This window comes from Streptomyces poriferorum (assembly GCF_019399235.1).
Classification (GTDB): Bacteria; Actinomycetota; Actinomycetes; order Streptomycetales; family Streptomycetaceae; genus Streptomyces; species Streptomyces poriferorum.
Genome location: NZ_JAELVH010000144.1, coordinates 1 through 25331 on the forward strand (window position 1 = coordinate 1; position 25331 = coordinate 25331).

The window sequence follows — 25331 nt, forward strand, 5'->3', positions numbered from 1 at the left end:
CTGCGCAAGGACCCGGCGACCCGGCCGTCGCCGGGTCCTTGCGCAGGCAGTCCCGGATCAGCTCCACCAGGTCGACCGGCACCCCGGTCAGGTCCGGGTCCTCCTGCGCGATCCGGAAGAGCAGCGCGTGCACCCCGCTGGCCGCCGCGCCGAACGGAAGGCGCCCGGTCGAGGCGTACGCGAGCACGGCACCCAGGCAGAACACGTCGCACGCCGGGGTCACGCGCTCGCCGCGCACCTGCTCGGGCGACATGAAGCCGGGGGAGCCGACCAGCGCGCCGGTGCGGGTGAGGCCGCCGTCCGTGACGGTGTCGAGTGCCCGGGCTATGCCGAAGTCGATGACGCGCGGGCCGTCGGCGGCCAGCAGCACGTTCGACGGCTTGAGGTCGCGGTGCACGATGCCCGCCCCGTGGATGACGTGCAGCGCCTCCGCCATACCGGCGATCAGCAGCAGCACCGCCTCGACCGGCAGCGCGCCGTGGGCGACGACCGCGTCGGCGAGCGAGGGCCCCGGCACGTACGCGGTGGCGAGCCACGGCTGCGCGCCGTTGGTGTCCGCGTCGATGACGGGCGCGGTGAACAGGCCCTGCACACGCTGCGCGGACTGCACCTCCTGCGCGAACCGCCGCCGGAACTCGGGGTCCTCGCCGAACTCGGGACGGATCACCTTGATGGCGACGGGCCGCCCGCCGGGCGTGTAGGACAGGTACACCTTGCCCATGCCGCCCGCACCGAGCTTGGCGGCGAGCCGGTATCCGGCGATGGTGACCGGGTCGTCACCCGCCAGTGGCTGGAAGACCTGGGAGGCGCTGCCGCGCTGTGGCTGCTGACCGCTCATGAACTCATAACTCCCCCGGAGAGCAACGCTGTAGAGAACGGAACCTTATCCAAATCCGGCCGACCACAGTACGTGTGTTCCGGCCCGTTCGTGCGTTCCTGCGGGCGGCCGGTCTGTGACAATGCCGTTCATGCCGTTCCTGGTTGATCCCGCGATTCCCGCAGGTTCCCTGGCCGTCGCCGGCCATCCCGCTCTGCCCGTGGGGGACGAGGCGCGGTCCGTCGGCGCCTGACGCTTGCCCCACGGAGCACTGCGGACCTCACCGCACGCTGGGGACCGCGGCGCTCCGGTGCGAACAGCCATCGGCCAAGGCCGGACGCACCCCGTGCGGAAGGTGCCGTTCCCGTTGCGTGGCCGGCACGTCTGTTTGATCATGACTGCCGGCGGGCGCCGAGCGGCGGCGCCCGGCTGCCGGACGAAAGGTCCTACGTGCGCAAGCTCGTGTACTTCATCGCCTCCACCCTCGACGGCTTCATCGCCGGTCCGGACGGAGCCGACCCCACCGGACCGGACGGATTCTGGCCGATCCCGGAGGACTACGTCGCGCACCTGATCGCCGAGTACCCGGAGACGCTTCCGGGACCGGCCCGCGCGGCGCTCTCGATCACGGCGGAGGGCACGCACTTCGACACGGTCGTCGAGGGACGCCGCTCCTACGAGGTCGGCATCGCGGCCGGTGTCACGGACGCCTATCCGCATCTGCGGCACCTCGTCTTCTCCCGCACGCTGGGCGAGAGCCCCGACCCCGCCGTGGAGATCGTCGCCACAGACCCGGTCGCGCGGGTGCGGGAGCTGAAGCAGGAGGACGGCAAGGACATCTGGCTCGTCGGCGGCGGCGAACTGGCCGGCTCCCTCTACCCCGAGATCGACACGCTCATCGTCAAGTTGAGCCCGATGACGATCGGTGCGGGCATCCCGCTCTTCTCCCACAAGGCCACGTTCGACCCGAACGCCTGGACGCTCACGGGTAACAGGATCCTGGACAGCGGCGCGCTGTTCCTCACGTACGAGCGCGCGACGACGACGGTCGGGCTCACCGTCGGCGACTGACCGGCCGGCGGGGCGATGCCTCCGCCGACCGGCGTCATGTGCCTGCCGTGCTACGCGGCGGCGGCGCAGGTCGCGCCGCTGAGCGTGAACGCGGCCGGGGCCGCGTTCGTACCGCTCTGGCTGCCGGTGAAGCCGACGGTGACCGAGCCGTTCGCGGCGATCGTGGAGGTGTACGACGCGGGGGCGACCTTCACCGAACCACCGGTCTGGGTGGGGGTTCCGCCCCACATGTTGGTGACGGTCTGGCCGTTGGCGAAGGCGAAGCCCAGCGTCCAGCCGTCGATCTTGGTGGTGCCGGTGTTGCGGATGGTGATCTCACCCTGGAAGCCACCCGACCACTGGTTCACGACGCGGTAGCCGACGGAGCAGCCGACGCCCGGCGTGGTGCCGCCCTCGTCCGTGGTGACGGCCACCGTGGCCGAGCGCGCCGAGCGGTTTCCGGCGGCGTCGCGGGCGTACACGGCGAACGTGTACGCGGTGTCGGCGGTGAGGCCGGTGACGGAGACGCCGGTGGTGGCGGACGCGGCGACGGTCGTCTCCGAGCCGCCGTTGACGCGGACGACGTCGTAGCCGGTGACGGCAACGTTGTCGGAGGACGCGGTCCAGGTCAGGGCGGCGGAGGTGTCCGTCACCGCGGAGGCGACCGGGGTGCCCGGAGCGGTGGGGGCCTCGGTGTCGTCCTCCGTGGCGCCGCCGTAGACGGTGGCCTCGTGGGACGTCTGGGCGATGCCGTTGGCGCCGTGGAAGATGCGCTCACCCCAGGAGCTGAGCCGCGTGGGGTCGAAGCCGATCGTCAGGTCGAGGATCGGGTCGGTGTTGCCGCTCCAGGACCAGGCGATGTAGCCGAGCTTCAGCTGCTCGGCGGTGGCCATCATCGTGTCCTCGTCCGGGTCACCGTACTGGTCGGCAGGTCCTCCGAACTCCCCGATGAGCAGCGGCAGTCCGGCGTCCACGAAGGCGTGCAGGTAGTCGGTGACCTTCTGGGCGGTGTTGTAGACGCTGTACATGTGGATCGAGAAGATCAGGTTGCCGGTGGTGTCGGCGTCGTACACGGCCTGGGCGTTGTCCCGCATGACGCCCTGCCAGTCCTGGCCCCAGTTGGGCGCGTCCACCATGATCGTGTGCGCGAACCCGGCGGCGCGCAGCTTCTGGATCGCGGCGGTCGTGGGAGCGGTCCAGCCGGCCGGATTCGTGTTGCCCCAGGGCTCGTTGCCGATGTTGATGATGACGTAGTCCTCCTGGCCGGCGAGGACGTCCTTCAGGCTGATCCAGTAGTCGGCGGCGTGATCGAGCGTGCCGGCCGCGGTGTCCTCCCCGTAACCCGTGGTGTCGTGCACCTCGAGTACGCAGATGAGCCGGTTGGCCTTGCACTGCGCGATGACGGCGGCGACGTCGTCGGGCCCGTTCTTGCTCCAGCGGAAGCCGTCGGAGAGCACGACGCGGACGGTGTTGGCGCCCGTCGCCTTGATGTCGGCCAGCGACTGGGTCTCGTTGGGGTACCAGGTGTGGGCGTGGTTGACCCCGCGCATGACGAAGTCGTTGCCGTTGCCCTCGACCAGGCGGCCGTCGCTGATGTGCAGCCCGGTCGCGGCGGCGGTGGCGGCCTGCGCCGGGGCGAGGCCACCGAGGGCGACGAGCCCGAAGAGGGTGACCAGGGCGGTCAGGAGGGCGGTGACGGGATGCTTGCGCACTGGGTTCTTTGTCGTACTTCTTGCTGTTCTCACTGCGGCTCCAGGGGATGGGCGGGATCAAGAGCTGAGCATCGACAGACGTTTCCAGGCAGTGTGGGAGCGCTCCCACATTTGTGCGCTCCCATGAAGCCATTGAGTCAGGGGCACGTCAATACATCGGACGGATCCGGATGCCCGGAAGGGGATCGGGGTGGCATCGGCCGGCCTGACGCCCCCAGCGAGCACCACGACGCTCTACCCTGCGGGGCATGAACATCCCCTGCCGTGAACTGACACCCGAGGACCTCGAACTCATCGCCTTCGCCAAGCGCCTTGTCGATGCCAACACCGATGGCGAGGAGGGCGCGCACACGATGGGCGCCGCCGTGCGCGGAGCCGACGGGAAGATCTACGGCGGGATCAACGTCTACCACTTCACCGGCGGCCCGTGCGCCGAACTCGTCGCGCTGGGGCATGCCCGCGCGTCCGGTGCCAGGGAACTCACGACGATCGTCGCGGTGGGCAACTTCGAACGCGGCGTCTTCGACCCGTGCGGCCGGGACCGCCAGGTGCTCTTCGACTACCACCCGGGCATCCGGGTCATCCTCCCCACGCCCGACGGCCTGAGGAGCGTCCGGATCAGGGACCTCATGCCGCTGGCCGCCGGGTGGACCATCGACGGGGGAGCGCATCCCTTCGGCGTGAACTCCGCCGAAGGGGCCGAGGCCGACCGCCCGGCTGTGTGAGCGGCACGGGCGCGCCCCTTCCGCCGAGGGAGGAGCGCGGTCGGGGCGAGTGGGCCGCGGCGCGGTCGTGAAACGCCTGGAGGCTCCTCACGCACCGATCACTGGATCAGTTCGATGTGCGGATGGTCGGGGGATACCGGGCAGGCGTGGAGTTGCAGGTTGGAGCCGCGGGCGATGTCGAGCCCGGTGGGCTTCTGTGATGCGGGCAGAGGGAGAGGCGACGTGAGGTTCGCCCGGTCCTCTTCAGGGGCCCAGCCCTGGGTGCCCGCATTCCATTCGGAGCCGGCGATGGTGAGCAGCGGGTCGGTATCGGTTCCGCATTCCGGGCAGCGGCGGGGCATGGGGTCGGTGAGCCCCCAGCGGGTCCACCCGCCGACCTTCCAGCCGGGGGCGACGGACAGTTCGCCCGTGTAGAACTCGTCCGGAGCGACCGAGTAGGAACTGTCCACCGCCGCTCCGGCCGCCTGCCATCTGGACCAGTCGCGCAGTTCCTCCTGCAGCTCCTTGCTCAGCTCCAGAGAGTGGGGGTATTCGGTGATCTCCTCCGGTGCGAGCAGGCACGGCTCCGGCAGGTAGCCGCGGAACTGCATCGCGGACGGCTCGGGCGGTGCGTCGAGTACGTCGGTGATCTCGGCGGTGGAGCGCCAGCGCAGCGTGGTCGTGGGGTTCGCCGGGTGGTCGAAAGGACACCAGAGAACCTGGAGCAGATCGGCCTCGGACTGCCCGGGCGGGCGCAGGCCGGGGATGTCGCGTACATACAGCTGGGCCAGGGGGAGCACGGCGACGAGCCCGTCGGGCCACGGGCGTCCAGCTTTGATCCGCTTCGCGATCGCTGCTTCCTGGGGCGTGTACCGGGCGGCGAGGGGGAGGTTGGGATCGCTGCACGGCCGGCCGGCCAGTTCCGCCCGGATATGCCGCTCCCACCGGACGTCGTCCGGTGAGAGGGCCGGGTTCCTCCCGTCCCACACGTGGGGCCCCGGGCAGTGGGGCCAGGGCTCGTCGGCGGGCCACAGGAGTGGTCCGCCGACGGAGCTGTCGTGCATGGTCGGCGACCCGGGCCGCGGGTGCAGCCGGGTCGCCGTGCGCGCCAGCGGAGCAAGTCGAGGGAAGAGCGCGGTCACGTCGAGCGGCCGCGGCGGCGTGGCGATACTCATGCTTGCTCCGATAGCGCGAACTGACCTGAGTCAGTTTCCGAGGTTGTAACTCCCGGTATTTGCCTGGGTGTTGGGGATGTATTCGTCATCGAATACCGGATGCGACCATCCGTTCGCACGCACCAGCGTACCGGTCATCTTCACACCCATAGGGATCGTGCTGTCGGCGCTCTCGTAGACGGGCGTCACCTCGTAGAAGATTGAGTCGTTCGGGCCGAAATCGTCGGCTTCCAGCTCGTTGACCACCTCGGCCTCATGCGTCCGCATGCTCGGTGTTCCCGTGTTCATCCCCACCTGCCAGCAGGGGACGAGGTTGGTCAGCCCACCGTCTCCGACCAGACCGGTGCCACCGAACGTATTGGCGATCAGGTGGCATCGGGCGAGTCCGGCCGTCGGTACGCCGGGGAGCGCGGCGAAGTCCTTGGCATCCAGCCACCCGGTGATATCCCCGCCGGTTGCGTCGCTGCCCTCGACATACGGGTTGCCCAGGCAGGCCTGCGCGACGGCCGCCCGCTCGCCGGCCGGGCTCGACAAGTCCTTCATCTTGATATGGGGGACCGTTTCCGTGGTGTTCTTTATCCACCCGCGGCCGGACGTCCGCGACCCGGTCGGCGCGCTGTTCAGGCAGGAGCCGGGGGATGTCGCCGTGACCTTCAGCTTGAACTGGTCGGCGTCGATCACTCTCTGATCCTGGAAGCCCGCGGAGAGCTGGTCATCGGCGAACTTCTTGTTGGAGGCCGAGACGTGGGCACGCATGCACGGTGTGGTGGGGTCCAGGTCCGAGCCGCCGTTCAGCGCGGTGAAGTCCCAACCTCCGTTGCTGAAACTGGGAACGACCTCGGCACACCGGGAGCCGTCGATGCCGCCTTCCTTCACCTCTGCGAAGGGGAACCCGGCGCAGGTGTCGTCCGGAACGATGTCCAGGGCCTTGAAGCTGCCACAGGTCGCGTTCGTGCGATCAGGAACGCCGCTCGTCGCCCGGGTCAGGAGCTTGTCGCGCCCCCAGTGGTCGTCCAGATATGTCTGGGACCAGACGAAGGCTGCCACCGCGGCGCCCTGGCCCGTGGTCCGGGTGTCCATCGGCACGACAGGCGTGATCGAAGGGACGGCACACCCCGCCACCGAAGTGCTCCCGACCGCGTCGTCGCACCGGATCTGACGCGCGTTCTTCCACGACGCGTTCGGGTCGACCGCCGTCGCACCGGGGGACGTCACGTACATCGCGTACGACGTGAGGAAGGAGGCGGAGGAGCCCGTCGTCTGCGGCGAGGAGTAGGTGACGGTGCCCGTGAGGGATCCCCCGACGACGAGGTCGCTCTTGTACCAGGGGGCGGTCTTGGTGGCGGTGCAGCCGGCGTCGCAGGAGGCGCGGAGCTTGGCGTCGAGGGCGGTGACGTCGCCGGCGGCGCTGGTCATCGTGACGGTGACCTGTTCGCTCCAGGTCGTGGCGGTCGGGGAGAGGTCGCCGCCGGTGGAGACCGCCAGGGTGCCGCGGCCGATCTCCACACCGTTGTCGTTGCGGAGGATGTACGTGACGTTGATGCCGGTCACGCAGTACGAGAAGCGCTCGTAGCTGTAGCTGCCGGGGTTGGTGATGTCGCAGCTGCCGACAGCGGCGGTGGAGGCGGCGGTGGTGGCGGCGCGGGTCTGCGCCTTCGCGGGGGCGGGGGTGACCGTCACACAGGATTCGACGGCGCCCGCACGGCGCTCCTTCGAGCCGGGCGCGGTGGCCGTGCACTGCTCACCGGATTCGGCCGTGAGCGGGCTGGTCTCGTTACCGGTGCCGGCGGCCTCGGTGGCCGACGACGTGGTCGCCGCGGAGGGCGGCTGCTCGGCCGCCTGGCTCGTGACGGCCGTCGTGAGGACGAGGGCCAGGGCGGTGAGTCCGGTCAGGACCGTTGAGCGGGCGCGTCTCTTGGGGGCGCGCCCGGTACGTATGCCGTGCATGAGGCAGGAACTCTCCGTGAAAGGGGATGGGGGAAGGGCGGGGGCGCCGCACGAGTGCGGCGCCCCCTTGGCGGGAGAGGGATCAGGCCGCCAGGCCCCAGATGTCGCTGAGGCCCTTCGTGATGCCGGAGACCAGGTCCTCGCCGGTGTCCGTGATCTTGCTGACGATGGGCTTGACGAGGCCGCCGCCGAGCGCCTTGTCGGCGGCGCCGACCCACTTGTAGGCGCCGAAGGAGACCAGGCTCAGACCGGTGCCGACGGCGGACTCGAAGAAGGCGCCGCTGGTGAAGCCGTGCTCGATGCCGGTGAAGAGGGTGCCCAGGGCGCCCGCGCCCGCGGAGACGCCGGCGAAGAAGCCGGCCGCCGCGAGGGCCGGCGGGAAGACGAAGGCGGCGAGGGCGCAGCCGGCCGCCAGGAACCCGGCGCCGATGCTGACAACGTTGGCGGCGTCCGCGTAGAACTGGGCGTCGTTCCACCACTCGTCGGCGTCGCCGTCCGCGGTGCCGTTGGGGTTGACCTGGTTGTTCTTGTCGCCGTCGGCGGGGTTCTGGTTCTTGTCGCGTTGTTCCTGGGCCTTGAGGGCGTCCGCCTTGGCCTTGAGGATTTCCTCGGCCCGCTTCTTGTCGGCGGCGATCTGCTTGGCCTGGGAGTACGCGGCGGCGGCGGCCTTCGCGTCGGCGCCGGCCGCGAGCTCGGAGGCGCGGGCGGAGGCGGCCGACCGCTGGGCCTCTGCGGAGGAGGCGAGGGCGGAGCGTGCCGAGTCGACGGCCTTGTTCGCCGAGTAGTTGGCGGAGCGGGACGCGGAGCGGGCGGTGGCGGCGGCGTTCTTCGCCGTGGTGGCGGAGGTCTGGGCGTCGGCGGCCGACTTGTCGGCGGCGTTCGCGTTGTCCCGCGCCTGCTGGGCGTAGTCGTCGGCCTTGGCGGCGGAGTCGAGGGCCTTCTGCGCCCACTCCTGGGCCTCGGCGGCGGCGTTGCGGGCGTCGGCGGCGGCCTTCGAGGCGAGGGCCGCGTCCTCCTGCGCCTTCTCCGCGATCTTCGCGGCCGCGGCGATGGCTCCGCGGACCGCGGCGACGTGGGTGGCGGTGTCGTAGTCGAGCTGGGCCGTGCGGTACTGGATCACGGTGATGAAGTTGCGCAGCATCCACGCCGGGCCCTCCAGCGCGACCTCGCCGTAGGCCTTGGTGAACGCGCCGCCGGTGGAGATGAGTTCGTTGGTGCGGACCCCGTCGTCCTCCTTGATTGCTATGGGGTAGGCGGTGTCGAAGAAGTAGTTGAGGGATTCGGTGGTGTTGTCCTCCAGCGCGTCGTTGGCGGCCTTCGTGACGGCTTTGCCCGCGCCCCCACCGAGGATCTTGTTGATCGCGACGCTCAGTTCCTCGTCCGAGGCGCGCTTCATGCCGCTGGTGAGGAAGTCCCCGACGGCGAGCGAGTCGGTGCTCTCCAGCGCGGCCGCGGCGGCCGCGGCGACCATGGGCGCGGCGATCGAGGCCACGTGGAGGGTGGTCTCGCGGTCGTCCTGTCCCTGGGCGAGGGCCCGGTCGAGGTCGATCCAGGCGAAGATGTCGTCGTCGGAACCGGCGAGGGCGTGCTGGGCCGCCTGGCGGGTGTAGGCGCCGCGGGCGTCGATCAGGGCGATCGCCGCCTGCCGGCCCAGGGTCGCGGCGAGTGTCATGTCTCCGGAGTACAGGGCCGTTTGGGCGTTGGCTATGACGTCCTTGGTCTGCTGGCTGGTGCGCTCCGCCATGAGCCGCTTGTCGCGGACGTCGGACAGCTCGGTCTGCTCGATGGCGGCGAGCTGCTGCGCCTCCTCGATGGCCTGCAGCTTGTCCTGCAGCAGGGTCTGGGCCTCGGCGGCGCGGGCGTTCTGCTCCACTTCCAGGGCGTCGGTGATGGCCTGGGTGGCGACGTTGGCCGCCTTCACGGCCTCCGCGGCGTGGGCGGTCGACTTGTTGGCGTAGTCGATGGCCTTGCCCGCGTTGAGGACGGCCTCGTCGGCGGCGGCTGCCGCCTTCTCGGCGTGGTCGGCGGCGGAGTTGGCGGCGACGGAGGCGGCACGGGCCGCGGCTGCGGCAGTGCCCGCCAGGGCCTGAGCGGTGGAGGCCGAGTTGGTGGCGCGGTTGGCGGCGCTGGTGGCGATGGCGGCCTGGCGCTTGGCCTCGTCGGCCTCCGCCTTGGAGGCACCGGCCGCGACGGCGGCCTGGGCGGCGGCGGTGGCGGCGGCGGCCGAGTTGCGCGCGGCGGAGGCGGCGGAGTTGCCGGCGGCCTTGCACGCGTCGCCGGCGAGGGCTGCCTTCAGGGCGGCAGCGGCAGCGGTACGGGCCTTGGAGGCGGCGTTCTTGGCGGCGACCGCGGCGTCCTTGGCGATCTGCGTCTTGCCGGCGTCCTTGGAGGCGGCGATCGCGGCGTTGTAGGCGCGGGACGCGGCGCTGCCCGCCTTCGAGGCGGCCTGTGCGGCGCCGACGGCTGCCCAGGAGGCGCGACGGGACGCCTGCACCGCGGCGTTGGAGGCGTTGATGGCGTTGCGTGCGGCGTCCGCCGCGCCCTTGGCCGCGCTGGCCGCCTTGCGGGCCGCTGCTGCCGACTTCCGCACATCGCTCTGGGCGGCGGACGCCTCGGCGGCGGCCTTCTCCGCGGCTTCCTTGGCCTTCGCGGCGGCGGTCTCGGCTCGGGCGCCTGCCTCCACGGCCAGATTGGTCTCGCGCTCGGCGCGCTTGCCCTCGCGCTCGACGACGGCCACCAGTTCCTCGATGGTCGCCGACTCCTGGTCGCGGGCGCGCGCGATGTGCTGGCCGGTCTCCATGAACCACTCGGCGTCGGCCGCGGTGCCGCTGAGCGCGCGGTCCGCGTACTTCTGCACCTCCGGACCACTGGTCGCCAGCATGGCGCTGACCTGGACCAGGGTGTCCTCCAGGCGCGCGTCGTACTGCTGGTCGGCGAGGAAGGCGGTGAGTGCCGACGCGGTGCCACCTTCCAGAGCGGCGTTGGCCTCGCGTACGACCGCCTTGCCGCCGGTGGCCGAGACGATGCTGGTGGCGACCTGCAGGTCCTCGAGGATGGCGGGGCCGAAGCCGTCCGTGAGGAAGGCGGCTATCGCGGTGTCGCCGTCGTCCAGGGCGGCGACGGCCTCCCGGCGCAGCCCCTTGCCCGCACGGTCCAGGCTGCGGACGATCGCGACCCGGTTGTCCTCCACGGTCTGCTTCGGCAGCGTCTCGGCGAGGAAGGTCTGGATGTCGGCGGCGGCCCCGTAGAGGGCCTCGGCGGCGGCGGCCTTGACGCTCTTGCCGCCGGTCAGCCACGCGTTGACGACCCTGGCGCGGTCGGTGTCCGGCAGCGGCACCGGTTCGGGCGTGGTGCCTTCAGCGGCCCTGGCGGTGGCCGGCATCAGGATCGAAGGGGTGGCCGCGACGGCGGTCACGGCGGCGAGCGCGCCGAGCACGCGGCGTCTGCTCCAAAATGTCGTCTGCATAGGGGAATTCCTCGCGAAGGCGGTGGAGTGAGGCCCGTCGCAATCCTGCGGGCAGGGCTCGCCAAGGAATGCGGCGGGGCAGTCACTGGATTCCGGTGACCCTATCAACGCGCAGCGGCAAAAGCCGAGTTGTGAATTCGGGCAAGGTAACTGGACCCTCATCGAGGCATTTACGCGGCGGTGTCTGGATAAGTCAGATCGACTGCGGCGCAAATATTTACGTGTCCCTCACAATTACCGATACAACCTTTTCAAATGATGGCGAAGGTCACACCGGGCGTGCGGGCATTGCCCGATTTTGAGTGGAACGCGATTTTGGACCGGACCTTCTCTTCGTGTTGGCATGACGGGGTTACTGCGGTGACGCATCGTCATGACCCGTTGCCATGAGGTCGGACGAGTCGTCTTGAGGCAATTGAGCAGTCCTTGGATGCGGGCCTGTTTCGTATGCCTGTGATCCCGTTTGCCTGTGATCCCGTTTTTCGAACTGAGGAATGTAATGAGGAGACACGGAACAATGACCCTGAGGCAGCGGAGAAATCGGCTTGCGGTAAGGATTCTCGGAACCGCGGCGACCGGCGCTCTCGCGATCCTCGCGATCACCACCGGCGTCCTTGGATCGCCCGCCCAGGAGGCGCCCTCCGGGCTGGTCGCGGACGGAGCCCCGGGCTACGCCGTCGAGGACTACAACTACCCGCAGGCCGACAAGATCCTGGCGGAGAAGAACATCGTCCTGAAGCGCGGCGACGGCCACATCACGCTCGCCGACTGTGTGCCCGGCACCGGGCAGCTCGAGCTCCTGGCCCGCCACAACGGCGCCAAGATCTGCTTCAAGGTCGTCGGCAACGAGGGCTGGCTGAGCCTGGAGATCCCCGCCGTCTACTCGTTCAAGGGCAACGACTACTCCACCACCATCGACATGACCGTCGGCGACGAGGAGAAGAGCTTCGACATCATCAAGAACACCTTCACCCCGGTGGGCGAGTCCGTGGACGACGAAGGCCGGGAGCACATGCTCGTCGAGATCCGGACGGCCAAGTAGCCGCGCTCGGGGCCCCCGCAACCGCCCTGTTCAGCACCGCAGACCCCTCGTCCACGTTCAGCAAGGAACCCTGAAACCCATGCGCCTTACCAGACGCTCCCGCGTCCTCGCCGCGGCCGCCTCCCTCGTGGCCGCGCCGCTCGCGCTCTGCGCCGTACCCGCCGCCGCCGTCACCGGACCGGCCTCCGAGGCCTCCGACACCACCCATGCCTACACCGCGCAGATCATCGTCGGCGCGAACGACCGGGGCTGCTCCGGTGTCCTGGTCGACGCCGAATGGGTGCTCACCGCCGCGAGTTGCTTCGCCGCCGACCCGGCGCAGAGCCTCTCCGTGACCCCCGGGGTCCCGGCGTCGAACGTGACCGCGACGATCGGCCGTACCGACCTCACCTCCACCTCCGGTGCCCAGCGCAAGATCGTCGAGCTCGTGCCGCGTACCGACCGTGACGTCGTCCTGGCCCGACTCGACCGGCCCGTCACCGACGTCGCCCCGGCCACCCTGGCGACCACCGCCCCGGCTGCGGGCGAGGAGCTGAAGTTCGCGGGATACGGCCGCAGCAAGGACGAGTGGGCGCCGCTGAAGCTGCACACCGGCACCTACACCGTGGACTCGGCCGCCGCCACCACGGCGGCCGTCACCGGCAAGGACGCCGCCGCGTGCATGGGTGACTCCGGCGGCCCGGTCCTCCGCGGTACCGGTGCCACCGCACAGCTGGTGGCCCTGAACAGTCAGTCCTTCCAGGGCGGTTGCTTCGGCACCGACGAGACCCAGACCAGCACCGCGGGCGTCACCGCCCGCGTCGACGACCTGAAGTCCTGGATCGACTCCAAGGTCGGCGCCACCGCCATCACCGACTTCAACGGGGACGGCGTCGAGGACATCGCCGTCGCCGACGCCAAGGCGACCGTGGGCGGCAAGGCCGGAGCCGGGCTCGTCCGGATCGTGTACGGCGCCGGCAAGGGCATCGCCCAGATCGACCAGAACCTGGACTGGGTGACCGGCACGAGCGAGACGAACGACGGCTTCGGTGAGGCGCTGGCCACCGTCGACTACAACCAGGACGGCTACACCGACCTGGTTGTCGCGGCCCCGGGTCAGGCGGCGTCCGGCGCCGCGGGCGCGGGCGTGGTCGACATCCTCTTCGGCGGCGCCGGCGGCCTGGGCACCGGCGCTGTGAAGAGCCAGCACCTTGAGCAGGGCACGGGCACCGGCGCCATCTCCGTATCGTCCTCCGAGGCCGGCGACAACATGGGCAAGTCCGTCGCGGCCGGAACCACGGCCGCGGGCCGTCCGTGGATCCTCATCGGCATCCCCGGCGAGTCCGTCGGCACCGAGGCCGCGGCCGGGATGGCCTTCTACGTCTACGGCGACACCAGCCGCTCCCTCCACCAGGACCTGCCCGTCGGGGTGCCCGGAGCGCCCGAGGCGGGCGACCGGTTCGGTGCCTCCGTCTCCGGTGACGGGAACTTCTTCGCGATCGGCGCGCCGGGCGAGGACCTCGACGCCAGTGCCGACGCCGGCCAGGTGGCCCTGTTCAGCCACACCCTGGACGCGGACGGCCGGCCCACCAGCATCGGCGGTGTCGTCCAGGGAAGCGACGGGGTGACCGGATCCGCCGAGACGGGCGACGAGTTCGGCGCCGCCCTGGCCATGACGGCGTACCGCGCCTCAGCCACGGCCGGCGCCGACACCTCGATGCTGGCCATCGGTTCGCCGGGTGAGACCACCACCGCCGGAGGCGCCGAGAAGGCGGACGCCGGACGGGCCGTCCTGGTCCGGATCAACGCCGACAGCACCTGGACCTACCTGCGCGAACTGCGTCAGGGCGAAGCGGACGACACGGTCTCGGGTACGTCGGAGGCCAATGACCGGATGGGCGAGAGCCTGACCGCGATCAACACCGCGCCGCGCGAGGTCGCCACCACCGCCAGCCTGCTCGTCGCCGTCGGAACCCCGGGCGAGGCCATCGGCACGGAGACCCAGTCCGGTGCGATCCACGTCTTCTCGATGCTGGGCGCGGCCGGTGACAACGACCTGTGGATCGAGGCCGGCGACGGCGACGGCATCCCCGGCACCTCCAAGGCCGGCCAGCGCCTGGGCGAGAGCATCCACTTCACCGGCACCCACCTCTACGCCGGCCTGCCCTACGGGCCCAGCACCTACGGTGCGCTGTACGCCCTGCCGGTCGGCAACGTCATCCCCGGCGGCACCGACGGCACGGTGACCACGTACCAGCCCGGCACCGGCGGCCTGCCCGCAGCCGGCAGCGCCTTCGGCAACGCCGCGCGCTGAGCCACCACCCGGAGGGCGCGGGGCGAGAATCACCATCGCCCCGCGCCCTCCGCGCCTTCGGCAACGCCGCGCGCTGAGCCACCACCCGGAGGGCGCGGGGCGAGAAACACCGTCGCCCCGCGCCCTCCGGGCATGCACGGGACCGCGGTGCGACATCGTCGAGATCCTTCGCACCGTGACGAACGGCGGGCCTGCGGCTTCCCCCTCCCTCTGCGGTCAGGGGACGAGGACCAGCCGCCCCCGCAGCCCGCCCTCGGCCAGCCGGCGGTGGGCCCGTCCCGCTTCATGGAGGGGCATCGTGTCGGCGACACGCGGGGTGAGCTGCCCGCTGCCGGCGAGGGAGGAGAGCCGGTGGAGCGCGGCGCCGTCGGCCGCGACCCACTGCTCGTGCACGCTGATCCCCCGTAGCGGAAGGGGCGCGGCACCTCCGATGACCGCGACGAAGGCGCCGTGATTGCGTACGGCACCCAGCGCCGGCAGCCCGACCACGGCGGCGTCCAGGGCGCAGTCCGCACCGCCGGGGATCAACTCGCGTACAGCCTCGGCGAGATCGGCGGCCCTCGGCACGAACCACCGCGCTCCCGCCTCCCGTACGAACGCCTCGTCACGTGCCGCGGCACCCGCCACCACCCGCACCCCGCGCAGCGCGGCCAGCTCCACCGCGTAGCCGCCCACCGCTCCTGCCGCACCCGTCACCAGCAGGGTCGCGCCCGGCTCCGGAGCGAGCAGGTCCAGGGACTGGAGGGCGGTGAGCCCGTTCAGCGGCAGGGTCGACGCCTCGACGGCGGTCAGCCGGGTGGGGGCCGGCGCGACCGCATCGGCGTCCAGCACCACGTACTCGGCGTAGGTGCCCAGCGGGACGTCCAGCCGGTCCCGGACCCCGATCACCCGGTCCTCCTCGGCGAACGCCGTTACTCCTGGCCCGACTTCGTCGATCCGCCCGGCGACATCCCACCCGATGCCGATGACGTCACGCGGTGCCATCAGGCCGGCCGTGATCAGGTCCCCGGAACGTGTCGCGAGATCCACCGGGTTCACGGCCGCGGCCTCGACCCGTACCCGCACCTGACCGACACCGGGGACCGGCACCGGCACATCCACCAGCTCCAGGGCCTCGGGACCACCCACTGCTCGCACCACGACCGCGCGCATGCGCGACTCCTTCGTTCGGATCCGCTGATGTGCACGACCTTATGGAGAGCTACTCTCCATCGGGAAGAAGGCACTTCAAGGTGCCTATCGCACCGGAAGGTGAGCCATGACGACGACCACCACCCGCTCCGAGGCCGTTGCCGCGTACGACGCCTATCTCGCCCAGTGCCCCGCCCGGAACCTGCTGGACCGGATCAGCAACAAGTGGGTCAGCCTGATCATCAACGCACTGGGCGACGGACCGCAGCGCTACACCGACCTGTCACGGACCCTCGTGAGCGTCAGCCAGAAGATGCTCACCCAGAGCCTGCGTGCCCTCGAACGCGACGGACTCGTCACCCGCACCGTCACCCCGTCGGTGCCGGTCCGGGTGGACTACGCCCTGACGCCGCTCGGCGAGAGCCTCGTCCCGGTGATGCGGACGATCAAGGCGTGGGCGGAGCAGAACATGGACGAGGTCCTGGCGGCCCGGGCCGGTTACGACGCGACGACCTGACCGCGCCTGTACGCCCCCGGGACCGGGGGCGGGTCACGCACACGGTCGCCGGCCGGATTCGGGTAAGCCTGGAATCCGGGGTTGAAGCTGCCGCTGCGGCAGCTTCTACCGTCCTGACCAGGGCCGGAAAGACCGGCCCGATGACGCGTTCATGAGGGAGCGGCAATGGAGTGGCCGATCGCGGAGGTCGCCCGGATGTCGGGCGTGACCGCCCGGACCCTGCGCCACTACGACGAGGTCGGCGTCCTGTCGCCCACCCGGATCGGTGCGGGCGGCTACCGCTACTACGGCGAGCCCGAGCTCCTGAGGCTGCAGCAGATCCTCGTACTGAGGGCGCTGGGCCTCGGGCTGCCCGGGATCGGCCGGATCCTGACCGAGCAGATCGACGAGGTGGAGGCCCTGCGGGGACACCACAGGCGACTGCTCGCCGAGCGGGACCGCCTCGACGCCCTGGCCGGAACCGTCTCCCGCACGATCGCCGAACTGGAGCAGTCCGGAAAGGACGGCCGACCCATGACCATCAACCGACCGGAGAACCTGTTCGAGGGCGTGCAGCCCTCGCAGTACGAAGAGAACATGCAAGACTTCCCCGCACTCGCCGAGGCGGTCGGCCGACGGGCCGCCACGATGAGCCAGGGCGACGCCGACGCAGGCCACCGCGAGCGCACGGCACAGATGATCCGGCTCGCCGAGCTGATGGCCGAAGGCCACCGGGCCGACGCCGAACCCGTACGGGCCGAGATCGATGCCCAGTACCGGGCGCTGGCTCAGCTGCGTCCCGTCTCCGCCGAGGAGTACCGCGCGATCGGGCGCTCCTGCGTGGACAACGAGGCCTGGCGCGCCGCGTACGAGGCGATCGCCCCCGGCCTGGCCGCGTACCAGCGGGACGCCATCGAGGCGTACACCGCGTCCGGGCTGAGCTGACCGGCAGAGGGGCCGCCGCGGACGCTGCGGCGGCCCCTTGCGGAGGCACTCGACGTCTCCCTCAGACAGGAAGGCCGGCCGGAAAGCAGGCCGCGCGCAGCTCCGTGGGCAGATGCCCGGTGTCGTTGTAGAGGAGTACGGAGGCGGGCCGGCCGGGCTCGTAGCGGATCACGGTCAGTGCGGCGTTGGCGTGGTAGAGGCCCATCCAGCGCCACTTCGGAGCGTCGAGGGCATCCCGGACGAGCCAGCCGGTGAGGAAGTTGTGGGTGACGAGCAGTTCGTGACGCGGCTGCTCCCCGTCCACCGGCCCCGTGAACCGGACGAGCGCCTCGCGGGCCAACTCCGGCCCCTGCTCTCGCTCCCGGGCCGGGAACTCGGCCAGCCGGGCGACCATGGAGTCGGCCGACTCCGGGGGCAGCTCGTGTCGTTGCGGCAGGTACGGAATGTAGTCGCCGGCTTCTTCCGCCTCCCGAAGGGGAACGCCGCCGAGTTGCTCGCCGATCAGCCGGGCGGTCTGAGCCGCGCGAGGGAGCGGACCGTGGTGGACGGCCGTGAGAGGGCTGTCCCGGAGCCTTTCACCCAGCAGTACCGCTTGCCGTCGACCGCTCTCCGTCAGCTCGCTCTCGTCCGGTGAGGCCTCACCGTGTCGTGTGAGGTAGAGATAGCGGGTGGCTGTTCCAGTCATGGGGGGCGAGATCCTCTGTCCGCTTGGGGTGATCTTGCGAGTGTCTGGACGGACGCCGCCGTATGCCCGCGTGGTTCCCGCCGCGGACGAAGGCGCAGGGTGCCTTGAGCGCCTCACCCGGCAAGCACTTGACGCTGCCCCCGGGGGCAGGGTTTACGTTCGTCGCATCATGAGGATCAGTGAGATCGCGCGGCGCGCGGGTGTGACGACGAAGACGGTGCGCTATTACGAGTCGCTGGGGCTGATCGCCCCCGCCCGGCTCGCCAACGGTTACCGCGACTACTCCGAGCACGACGCCCGGATGGTGCGCGAGGCCCGGGAGCTGAACCGCCTGGGGATCCCCGTCGAGCGGACCCGCCCCTTCCTCGCATGCCTGGCCGACGGCCGGGACCACGCGGACGACTGCCCGTCCTCCCTGGCCGGTTACCGCGAAGCCATCGACGATCTGACCCTGCGGATCGAGGAACTCACCGCCCGACGGTCCGTACTGGCCCAGCACCTGCACGAGGCCGCCCATCGCAACAGCCGCGCCGGCAGAGCAGGTGCCGAGGAGGACACCGTGAGCCACCTGACCGATCTGCCCGCAGACCTCCCCGTCCCCGAGGACGACGGCGCGGCCGCCCATCTCCCCGGCCGGCCGGTTCCGGACGTCGAACTGCCCGACACCACAGGGGGTACCGTCGCGCTGGGCGCCCTGGGCGAGGGCAGGTCGATCGTCTACTGCTACCCGCTCACCGGGCGGCCCGACACCGACCTCCCCGAGGGCTGGAACACCATCCCCGGAGCACGCGGATGCACCAGCGAGGCATGCGGCTTCCGCGACCACCACGACGACCTCCACGCAGCGGGCGCGGCCCACGTGTTCGGGCTCTCCAGCCAGGACACCACCTACCAGCAGGAGGTCGTGGAACGGCTGCGACTGCCGTTCCCCATGCTCTCCGACCCCGGCTTCCAACTCGCCGCCACGCTCGGGGTGCCGACGTTCGAAGCCGCCGGAGCGACTCTCTACAGGCACATCACCCTCGTCATCCGTGACGGCGGGATCGAGCACGTCCTCTATCCGGTCTTCCCGCCGAACACCCACGCACAGCAGGTACTCGAATGGCTCCGGGACAACCCGGCGCATCCGCCGCGGGCCTCCTGAGGTGTCGTAGGGCCGCACTAGGCTGTGGATCATGCCGGACGACCCCCCTCTCATACAGAGCCTGCGTACCGCGGTCGCCGCCGCGCCCGCCGATGTGCCCCTCCGCCTCCACCTGGCCCAGCTCCTGCTGGAGGCGGACCGGTCCGACGAGGCCGTCGCCGAGGCGGCCGTGGCCCTTCAGCACGCGCCGGGCGACGCCCAGGCACGCGCCCTCATGGCCCGGGCGATGGGCGCGCCGCCCCTGTCTCCTCCGGCGGAACACCCGCGCCCGCGAACGGGGTTCGACTGGAAGGCCGCCGAGGACCAGGTCGGGGACGCGGTGCCGCCGCGGTTCGCCGAGACGCCGGTCCGCGCGGACGGGCTGGACGACTCCGCGGACGCCGACGCGTGGGACGTGGAGGGCCCCGGCACCGTACGACTGGCCGACGTCGGCGGCATGCAGGATGTGAAGGACCGCATGGACGCCGCGTTCCTCGCCCCGCTGCGCAACCCCGAACTGCGCAAGCTGTACGGAAAGAGCCTGCGCGGCGGGCTGTTGCTCTACGGCCCGCCGGGCTGCGGCAAGACGTTCATCGCGCGGGCGGTGGCCGGTGAACTCGGGGCCGCGTTCCTGTCGGTGTCCGTGAACGACGTGCTCGACATGTGGATCGGCAACTCCGAGCGCAATATGCACGAGGTCTTCGAGACCGCTCGCCGCCAGGCACCCTGCGTGGTCTTCCTGGACGAGCTGGACGCCCTCGGGGCCAAGCGCAGCCGCACCGCGCACAGCGGCATGCGTAACGTGGTCAACCAGCTGCTCAGCGAGCTGGACGGCATCGACTCGGCAGCGAACGAGGGCGTCTTCGTGCTGGCCGCCACCAACGTCCCCTGGGACGTGGACAACGCGCTGCGCCGGCCCGGCCGCCTGGACAGGACGATCCTCGTCCTCCCGCCCGACGGGCCCGCCCGGGAGGCGATCCTCCGCTACCACCTGCGGGACCGGCCCATCGAGAACGTCGACCTGGGCAAGCTGGTCAAGATCACCGACGGCCTGTCCGGCGCGGACCTCGCCCATGTCTGCGAGGCGGCGGCCGAGCGGGCACTGCTGGACTCGGTGCGCACCGGCACCGTACGGATGATCGGCATGAAGGACCTGCTGGCCGCCGCGAACGAGACGGTGCCGTCCGCCGAACCGTGGTTCGCCTCCGCGCGCAACGTGGCGATGTTCGCCAACGAGGGCGGTATGTACGACGACCTGGTGACGTACCTGAAGAAGAGGCGCAAGCTGTGACCACGACCCTGCACCCCGCCGTGGAACGGGCCGACCTGCTCATCGATCTCAAGCGCTATGAGGAGGCCAGGGAGCTGCTGGCCCGGCGGCTCGCGGAGGACCCCGAGGACATTCGGGCCTGGGTCGAGCTCGCCCGGAGCCATGTCGAGGACAAGGAGGACGGCGCGAAGGCGCTGGAGGCGACCGAGCAGGCGCTGGCCCTGAACGCTCAGGACGTCGGGGCGCTCCTCATGCACGCACGCGCCCTGCGCGTGGGGGGCCGCTTCCCGGAGACCGAGGGCGTGCTGCGCGAGGTGATCCGCCTGGCACCCGACTACTGGTTCGGTTACGCGCGGCTCGCCGACTGGCTGTGGCGCATCAGGATGATCGGCTCCGGGCAGGCCAACGGCGGCACGGCCCGGCGCGAGGACCTGGTGGCCGCCCTGCGTGAGGCCGACCTTATCGCCCAGGAGGCCATCCGGCTGGGCCCGGAGGAGGTGTACGCCTACGAGGTGGCGTGGCTCATCGCCGACATGTCGGCCGACCGGGGCGCCGCCGACCGGATGGACGAGGCCATCCTCCGGATCGACCCGCAGCACGAACGTGCCCTGGCCCGGCGGACGGAGAAGGCGGCGACCGCCGTCGGCGTCAAGGCGACGGAGGCCGCCACCCTGTACGCCGACGCACTGGCCTCCACCCCCGGCTCCGAGCCGATGCAACGAGGCCTGGACGCGGCCTCGTACCGGCTGCTGCGTGGCCTGCGCTGGCTCGCCCTGCTCTGTCTGGCCCTCGCCGCTGTGGGTATCGACCTGTTCGCGACGGACGGGGAGACGCAGCGCGAACTGCCGCTGGTTCTCGGCCAGCGGCTGTGGGACCTCGTCCCGATGGCGGCCGTCTGGATCCTGGGCGCCCTGCTGCGCTACCGCCGTCTGCGCGCCGGCATCCGGGTCAACCTGCACTCGCTCATCCGGCGTCTGCGCTGGTCCCGTGTCGTCCTGGGCCAAGCGGCGTGGGCCATGCTCTGCGCGCTGCTGATCACCCAGATCCCCTGGACGGAACGCACGGTCCCGCTGGTGCTGTTCTGGGCCGGTCTGGTGCCGGCGCTGGCGACGATGTGGTTCGACCGGCCGAGGACGCGCTGAGCCGGGACGCCCTATCCGCTCGACCTCGGGGGATCGGGAGGAGCGCGAGGGTGGGGCGATGTGTCCCGCAGCCCCCTCCACAGGGGCCGGAACCGCGCGAGCCGCCACCGCCGTCTCACGGGACGGTCGACTGCCAGGAAGTCCAAGGGGGTGTCTCATGCGGGGGAGTTCGAGGAACGAGAGGCGAGGTGGCGACGAGGACGGTCGCCTCCGTGAGGCCGCCGAGGCGGGAGATGCCGCGGCGATGTTCCGGTACGGCCTGTATCTCGGTACGCACAACGACCGTGCCGGAGGCGAACGTTGGCTCCGGCTGGCGGCCGAGATGAGGCATCCCGATGCGACCACCACCCTCGGCGTGTTGCTTCAGGAGTGGGGACGGCACGCCGAGGCCGAGGCGCTGCTGCGTGAGGCCGCCGGCGGCGGGCACGTGCGCGCGATGGAGATGGTCGGGTATCTCCTGAGACTGCGCGGCGAGCAGGTCGAGTCCGATCGCTGGTACCGGCGTTCGGCGGAGGGAGGAAACGCGAACGCGATGGCCGTCCTCGGGGAACTGTGTCAGAAGCGGGGCGCCGAAGCCGAGGCGGAGAGCTGGTTCCGCCGGGCCGCCGAGGCGGGTCTCGCCGACGCGGCCTACGCGCTCGCGCAGTTGCTGTACCGGCGGGGTGACGTCGACGAGTCCGCACGGTGGGCCCGAAGGGCGGCGGACAAGGGCTCCACCGCCGCGATGAACGCCCTGGGCGCCCTGTCCCTGGAGAAGGGCGACCGGGAGGTGGCGAAGTCCTGGTACCGCAAGTCGGCCAGGGCGGGCGACGACGAGGGCGGCCGCCTGCTCACGGGCCTGCTCAGCCGCGCCGAGCTGGTCGCCGAACTCGACGCATGGATGACCGAGCGCGCCCGTAAGGGGGACGCCGAGGCGTGCTTCACGCTGGGTCGTTCCAGGGAACGGGATCGCGATCTGCACGCGGCGCAGGGCTGGTACGAGAAGGCCGCCGAGGCCGGGCACATCGGTGCGATGATCCGGCTGGCGAACCTCTCGGAGCGGGAGGGATACACCCGGCAGGCGCAGAAGTGGCGCCGGAGGGCCGAAGAGGCGCTGTCGCAGCAGGGGGACGAGGACCAAGGTCAGTAGGCGCCCGTGGCCGGACCGGCCGAGGCGCTGCCCGTACGCGGCCGGGCGGCTGTGATGCGTGGCCCGTGCGCGGCCGGGCGGCTGTGATGCGTGGCCCGTGTGCGGCCGGGCGGCTCTGATGCGTGGCCGATGAGGCCGGCCGCTATCCGCCCAGGCGGGTCGTCATCTGCGCCGCCTTGTCCGCGTCCAGCGGATAGGGAGTCCCGTACAGCATCTCGCCGGTGACCACGGCGGGCCCGGTGACCGGAGGCGAACCGTGCTCGGCCGCGAGGCTGCTCGCCGCCGGGTTGGGCGCACCCGGGTGGGGCCGGCCGGGCGCGATCTCGGAGTGCCAGAGGGTCAGTTCGTCACTGATCCTGGTCGACCGTATGTGCTCGGAACCCAGGAGGCGGCTGACCTCATGGACGAGCTCCATCCCGAACAGGGAGGTCGGCACGTTCTTCACGTGCCCGTCTTTCATCAGTAGCAGGCGGTGCGTCCCGTTGCTGCTTTCCTTGCGGCGGCTGAAGAGTCCCATCCGGCGACCCTAGCGACGAGAGCACGCCACGCGGGGGGAGTTGGGCCGGTTGCCGCATACGGGCGCGGGCACGGGGCGATCTCCGTTCCGTGACCGAATCGGTCGTCATTCGTGCTCCCCACGCGTGGTGCGCCCGTACAGGGTGGTGCAGGGGGTCTCATGCGCAGACTGTTCGGTCTTCTCCTTCTTCTTCCGTTGCTCGCCGGTTGCTTCGTGCACGGTCCGCAGCGCATCAGGTGGGACGAGGGTGCCGAAGACGCCTTTCGTGTGCCGTTGCCCGTGCCGACGGATGCCTCGGGCGGCTGGGCGCTGGTGATCCGGCGCCTGGGGGTCATCGGGCAGGGAAGAGTGGCGGCGAGGGTCGATGAGAACGGGGAGGTTCTCTGGCGTACGAAGCTGCCGGCCCGGTTCGCCCTCACCGGACGGCCGGGGCAGGTGCACGCCGTCGTCAGCCCGTCCGAGAGCCCGTTGACGCTCATCGGCGCGGCGGCACCCGGCCGGTTGCCGTTCATCGCGACGCTCGATGCCATGACCGGCCGCTTCGCGGAGCTCGCCTACCCCCCGGCCCGTACCCCTGGGGAACTGCGGTACGTCACTGTCACGTGGACATCGGGAACGCGTGTGGCGGTGGCCGCTACGTGCCTGCCCGCATCGTCCTGCACATTGACAGCCTGGAACGCTGATACCGGCCAGGTCCGGTGGAAGCACCGAACCCGCGGCCCGGCCGTCTTCGCCACCCCGTGCGGCCAGGACGGCGAGGAGAGGGGAGGTGCGGACCCCTACTGGCGGAGATGCGATCCGCTGGTCTTCGCCGCAGACGGCCGACTCGTGACCCTCCGGGGCGATGAGGACCGGCTCCGGTCATGGCCCGTCGAGTTGCCCGGAGGCGACATCGCGCAGGTGATGCCCACCCTCTACCGCATCCTCGTGGTCACGGCCCCGCATGGACCCGGCTGCCGCGCGCAGGCAGCGGCGTACGACCTGGAGTCCGAGACGGCCGCCCCGGTCTGGCAACGCACCTTCACCTGGGACCAGCCCCAGGCAGCCGTCCACGAAGGCTGCCGCAGGGATCCGTCGATCTCGCTCTTCGTGGGCTCCCACCTGACCCTGCCGGACTCGGCGGGGGCCCTGGTCGGGGATGACTACGACGGAACGTTCTTCCTGCGCCTGAAGCCCGGCGAGTACCCCGTCACCTACGGCAGCGCGGTGCTCGCCTATCGCGCGGACGGCAGCCACCGCGACCCGCGGCCCGCTCCGTCCACCGCTCCCCGGCGCCGCCCCCCAGAACTGGTCCCCACCGCACATGAGGTGGGGGAAGGCGTCTGGTACGTCCCGGGGGAGGTCCGGAGGGGCGAGATCATCGCGGTCGACGTCTACGGGGAGATCACCTGGCGGCGCACCGTCGCCGGCCCCCCGTTCTTCCTCGGCAACCGCCTTGTGTACGCGCTTGGTTCGAGCCTGGTCGCGATCCGCGCGGCTGACTGAGCCGCCGCCCGCCCCGGAGTTGAGGCTGTGGGCGACTGCTCACGGGAGGACGACGCGGAAGTGGGTGGTCAGCCGCTGCTCGTCGTCCAGGACGTGGAACGCGAGGCCGGGCGGCTGGTCCCGATCCGCCGCGCGGTCGCCCTCCCAGGGCATGCGCAGCGTCCAGGTGATGGCCGGTCCGACGATCAGCGGACGCCCGCCGAAGGCCGAGGCGGCCGCGGTGTGGGCGTGGCCCGTGAGGACGGCGGCGACCCGCGGGTGCGCGTGGAGCAGGTCGGCCAGGTGCCCGGGCTCCTGGAGCATGAAGGCGTCGGGCAGCGGGTGATGGAGTGCTACCGGCGGCTGGTGGAAGGCGATCAGGGCCGGGGTGTCCTGCGGCAGCGCGGTGAGGGTGGAGTCGATCCAGGCGAGCGTCTCGGTGTCGAGTCGCCCCTCGTCGCGGCCCGGGATGGTGGAGTCGCACATGAGGATCGCGGTGCCGGAGACGTGGTGGAGCCGGTTGACCGGGCCGTCCTCGGGTGCCTCCCCGAGCAGGGCCTTGCGGTACGCCGGCCGGGCGTCGTGGTTCCCGGGGCAGGTGAGCACGGGGAAGGGCGCGGCCAGGATCCGGGCCGCTTCCTCGTACTCGGCCTCCTCGCCGTGATCGGCGATGTCCCCGGTGACCAGGAGCGCGTCCACCGGCTGCGGCAGGGCCCGGAGGTAGTCCATGACGAGGGTGGCGCGCCGGGTCGCCCTCTCGCTGCCGTCCAGGTGCAGGTCGCTGATCTGTGCAAGCAGCGTCATTCCACAGTCTCCTTCGATGGCGGGCTCGGCCGAGGTCGGTCCTGTGCCGGGGCGGCGTAAGCGCTACGCCATCCTCCAGCTCTAACGGAAGTTGTTAGCTTTTCCGTTAGAGACCATAGGGTGTGCGCAAGGATGTGATCAAGTGGTCGACGACCGGCACCGAGACGGAAGGGGATGTCCTGTGGAGCGCTGGCTGCCATTGGAACTGGCGAGCACTGTTCGCCATGACGGCGACGGCGGCGTCACCGACGACCTCGCCACGGTCGAGGGAACGACGCGCTGGATCCAGGCGCAGGCGGATCTGCTGGCCGCCCACGTCCCCGTCGCGGAAGTCGCCGCGGACGAAGACGTCAGACTCCGCGTCATCGAGCTTCGCCAGGCGGTCCGCGCCCTGTTCGCCCAGGCGGTCAGCCCCGCCC

21 protein-coding genes are annotated in these 25331 nt (G+C 71.1%); 12 read left to right on the top strand and 9 right to left on the bottom strand.

Annotated elements, in window-relative coordinates; genetic code table 11:
• The coding region (locus JGS39_RS23495; RefSeq protein ID WP_219571407.1) for a serine/threonine-protein kinase at nt 1-838 on the bottom strand (838 nt) is incomplete at its 3' end.
• Nucleotides 839-1267: 429 nt separating this feature from the next.
• On the opposite strand from JGS39_RS23495, the gene JGS39_RS23500 reads away from it, so the two are divergent.
• Nucleotides 1268-1888, top strand: a complete 621-nt coding sequence (locus tag JGS39_RS23500) for a dihydrofolate reductase family protein (RefSeq protein ID WP_219571409.1) — start codon at nt 1268-1270, stop codon at nt 1886-1888.
• A gap of 50 nt (nt 1889-1938) precedes the next feature.
• On the opposite strand, the gene JGS39_RS42110 is transcribed toward JGS39_RS23500, so the two are convergent.
• Nucleotides 1939-3612 (bottom strand): cellulase family glycosylhydrolase, encoded by a 1674-nt coding sequence (locus tag JGS39_RS42110; RefSeq protein ID WP_219571410.1) that lies wholly within the window; start codon nt 3610-3612, stop codon nt 1939-1941.
• Between the two features lie 215 nt (nt 3613-3827).
• Between JGS39_RS42110 and JGS39_RS23510 the strand changes: the two genes are divergently transcribed.
• On the top strand, nt 3828-4304 hold the full coding sequence (locus tag JGS39_RS23510; RefSeq protein WP_219571412.1) for a cytidine deaminase family protein: 477 nt from the start codon (nt 3828-3830) through the stop codon (nt 4302-4304).
• A 98-nt stretch (nt 4305-4402) separates the two neighbouring features.
• Here JGS39_RS23510 and JGS39_RS23515 read toward each other — a convergent pair whose 3' ends face one another.
• The 3 genes from JGS39_RS23515 to JGS39_RS23525 form a co-directional block, all read right to left on the bottom strand.
• On the bottom strand, nt 4403-5458 hold the full coding sequence (locus JGS39_RS23515; protein WP_219571413.1) for a hypothetical protein: 1056 nt from the start codon (nt 5456-5458) through the stop codon (nt 4403-4405).
• 30 nt (nt 5459-5488) lie between these two features.
• Nucleotides 5489-7405: a DNA/RNA non-specific endonuclease gene (locus JGS39_RS23520; protein WP_219571415.1), complete on the bottom strand. Its 1917-nt coding sequence runs from the start codon at nt 7403-7405 to the stop codon at nt 5489-5491.
• A gap of 82 nt (nt 7406-7487) precedes the next feature.
• Entirely contained in the window at nt 7488-10871 is a 3384-nt protein-coding gene (locus JGS39_RS23525) for an ALF repeat-containing protein (RefSeq protein ID WP_219571416.1), read from the bottom strand.
• 517 nt (nt 10872-11388) lie between these two features.
• On the opposite strand from JGS39_RS23525, the gene JGS39_RS23530 reads away from it, so the two are divergent.
• Both JGS39_RS23530 and JGS39_RS23535 read left to right on the top strand, forming a co-directional pair.
• Nucleotides 11389-11913 carry a hypothetical protein gene (locus JGS39_RS23530; RefSeq protein WP_219571418.1) on the top strand — a complete coding sequence of 175 codons (525 nt, stop codon included), beginning with the start codon at nt 11389-11391 and terminating at the stop codon, nt 11911-11913.
• Nucleotides 11914-11992: 79 nt separating this feature from the next.
• A complete protein-coding gene (locus tag JGS39_RS23535; RefSeq protein ID WP_219571420.1) occupies nt 11993-14206 on the top strand; it encodes a trypsin-like serine protease in 2214 nt (737 codons plus the stop codon).
• A gap of 216 nt (nt 14207-14422) precedes the next feature.
• Here the strand turns inward: JGS39_RS23535 and JGS39_RS23540 are convergent, their stop codons facing one another.
• The gene (locus tag JGS39_RS23540; protein ID WP_219571422.1) at nt 14423-15358 is read right to left on the bottom strand and encodes an NADP-dependent oxidoreductase; all 936 of its coding nucleotides are present in this window, start codon (nt 15356-15358) and stop codon (nt 14423-14425) included.
• Between the two features lie 106 nt (nt 15359-15464).
• On the opposite strand from JGS39_RS23540, the gene JGS39_RS23545 reads away from it, so the two are divergent.
• Together JGS39_RS23545 and JGS39_RS23550 are read left to right on the top strand one after the other, a co-directional pair.
• Entirely contained in the window at nt 15465-15854 is a 390-nt protein-coding gene (locus tag JGS39_RS23545) for a winged helix-turn-helix transcriptional regulator (protein WP_219571424.1), read from the top strand.
• A 165-nt stretch (nt 15855-16019) separates the two neighbouring features.
• On the top strand, nt 16020-16778 hold the full coding sequence (locus JGS39_RS23550; RefSeq protein WP_219571426.1) for a MerR family transcriptional regulator: 759 nt from the start codon (nt 16020-16022) through the stop codon (nt 16776-16778).
• Between the two features lie 61 nt (nt 16779-16839).
• Here JGS39_RS23550 and JGS39_RS23555 read toward each other — a convergent pair whose 3' ends face one another.
• Nucleotides 16840-17463, bottom strand: coding sequence for a histidine phosphatase family protein (locus JGS39_RS23555; protein WP_219571428.1), 624 nt, complete (start codon nt 17461-17463; stop codon nt 16840-16842).
• A 169-nt stretch (nt 17464-17632) separates the two neighbouring features.
• On the opposite strand from JGS39_RS23555, the gene JGS39_RS23560 reads away from it, so the two are divergent.
• The 4 genes from JGS39_RS23560 to JGS39_RS23575 all read left to right on the top strand — a co-directional run bounded on the left by JGS39_RS23560 (nt 17633) and on the right by JGS39_RS23575 (nt 22127).
• Nucleotides 17633-18607 carry a MerR family transcriptional regulator gene (locus JGS39_RS23560; protein WP_219571430.1) on the top strand — a complete coding sequence of 325 codons (975 nt, stop codon included), beginning with the start codon at nt 17633-17635 and terminating at the stop codon, nt 18605-18607.
• A gap of 31 nt (nt 18608-18638) precedes the next feature.
• On the top strand, nt 18639-19877 hold the full coding sequence (locus JGS39_RS23565; RefSeq protein WP_219571432.1) for an ATP-binding protein: 1239 nt from the start codon (nt 18639-18641) through the stop codon (nt 19875-19877).
• Nucleotides 19874-20998 (top strand): tetratricopeptide repeat protein, encoded by a 1125-nt coding sequence (locus JGS39_RS23570; protein WP_308120633.1) that lies wholly within the window; start codon nt 19874-19876, stop codon nt 20996-20998. Before JGS39_RS23565 ends, JGS39_RS23570 begins: the two co-directional genes overlap by 4 nt.
• A 157-nt stretch (nt 20999-21155) precedes the next feature.
• Nucleotides 21156-22127, top strand: a complete 972-nt coding sequence (locus JGS39_RS23575) for a tetratricopeptide repeat protein (protein ID WP_219571435.1) — start codon at nt 21156-21158, stop codon at nt 22125-22127.
• A 142-nt stretch (nt 22128-22269) separates the two neighbouring features.
• Here JGS39_RS23575 and JGS39_RS23580 read toward each other — a convergent pair whose 3' ends face one another.
• Nucleotides 22270-22644: a hypothetical protein gene (locus JGS39_RS23580; protein WP_219571437.1), complete on the bottom strand. Its 375-nt coding sequence runs from the start codon at nt 22642-22644 to the stop codon at nt 22270-22272.
• A gap of 159 nt (nt 22645-22803) precedes the next feature.
• Between JGS39_RS23580 and JGS39_RS23585 the strand changes: the two genes are divergently transcribed.
• Nucleotides 22804-24129 (top strand): PQQ-binding-like beta-propeller repeat protein, encoded by a 1326-nt coding sequence (locus tag JGS39_RS23585; RefSeq protein ID WP_219571439.1) that lies wholly within the window; start codon nt 22804-22806, stop codon nt 24127-24129.
• 39 nt (nt 24130-24168) lie between these two features.
• On the opposite strand, the gene JGS39_RS23590 is transcribed toward JGS39_RS23585, so the two are convergent.
• Entirely contained in the window at nt 24169-24912 is a 744-nt protein-coding gene (locus JGS39_RS23590; protein WP_219571441.1) for a metallophosphoesterase, read from the bottom strand.
• Nucleotides 24913-25093: 181 nt separating this feature from the next.
• On the opposite strand from JGS39_RS23590, the gene JGS39_RS23595 reads away from it, so the two are divergent.
• On the top strand, nt 25094-25331 hold a 238-nt coding region (locus JGS39_RS23595), incomplete at its 3' end, for an ABATE domain-containing protein (RefSeq protein WP_219571444.1).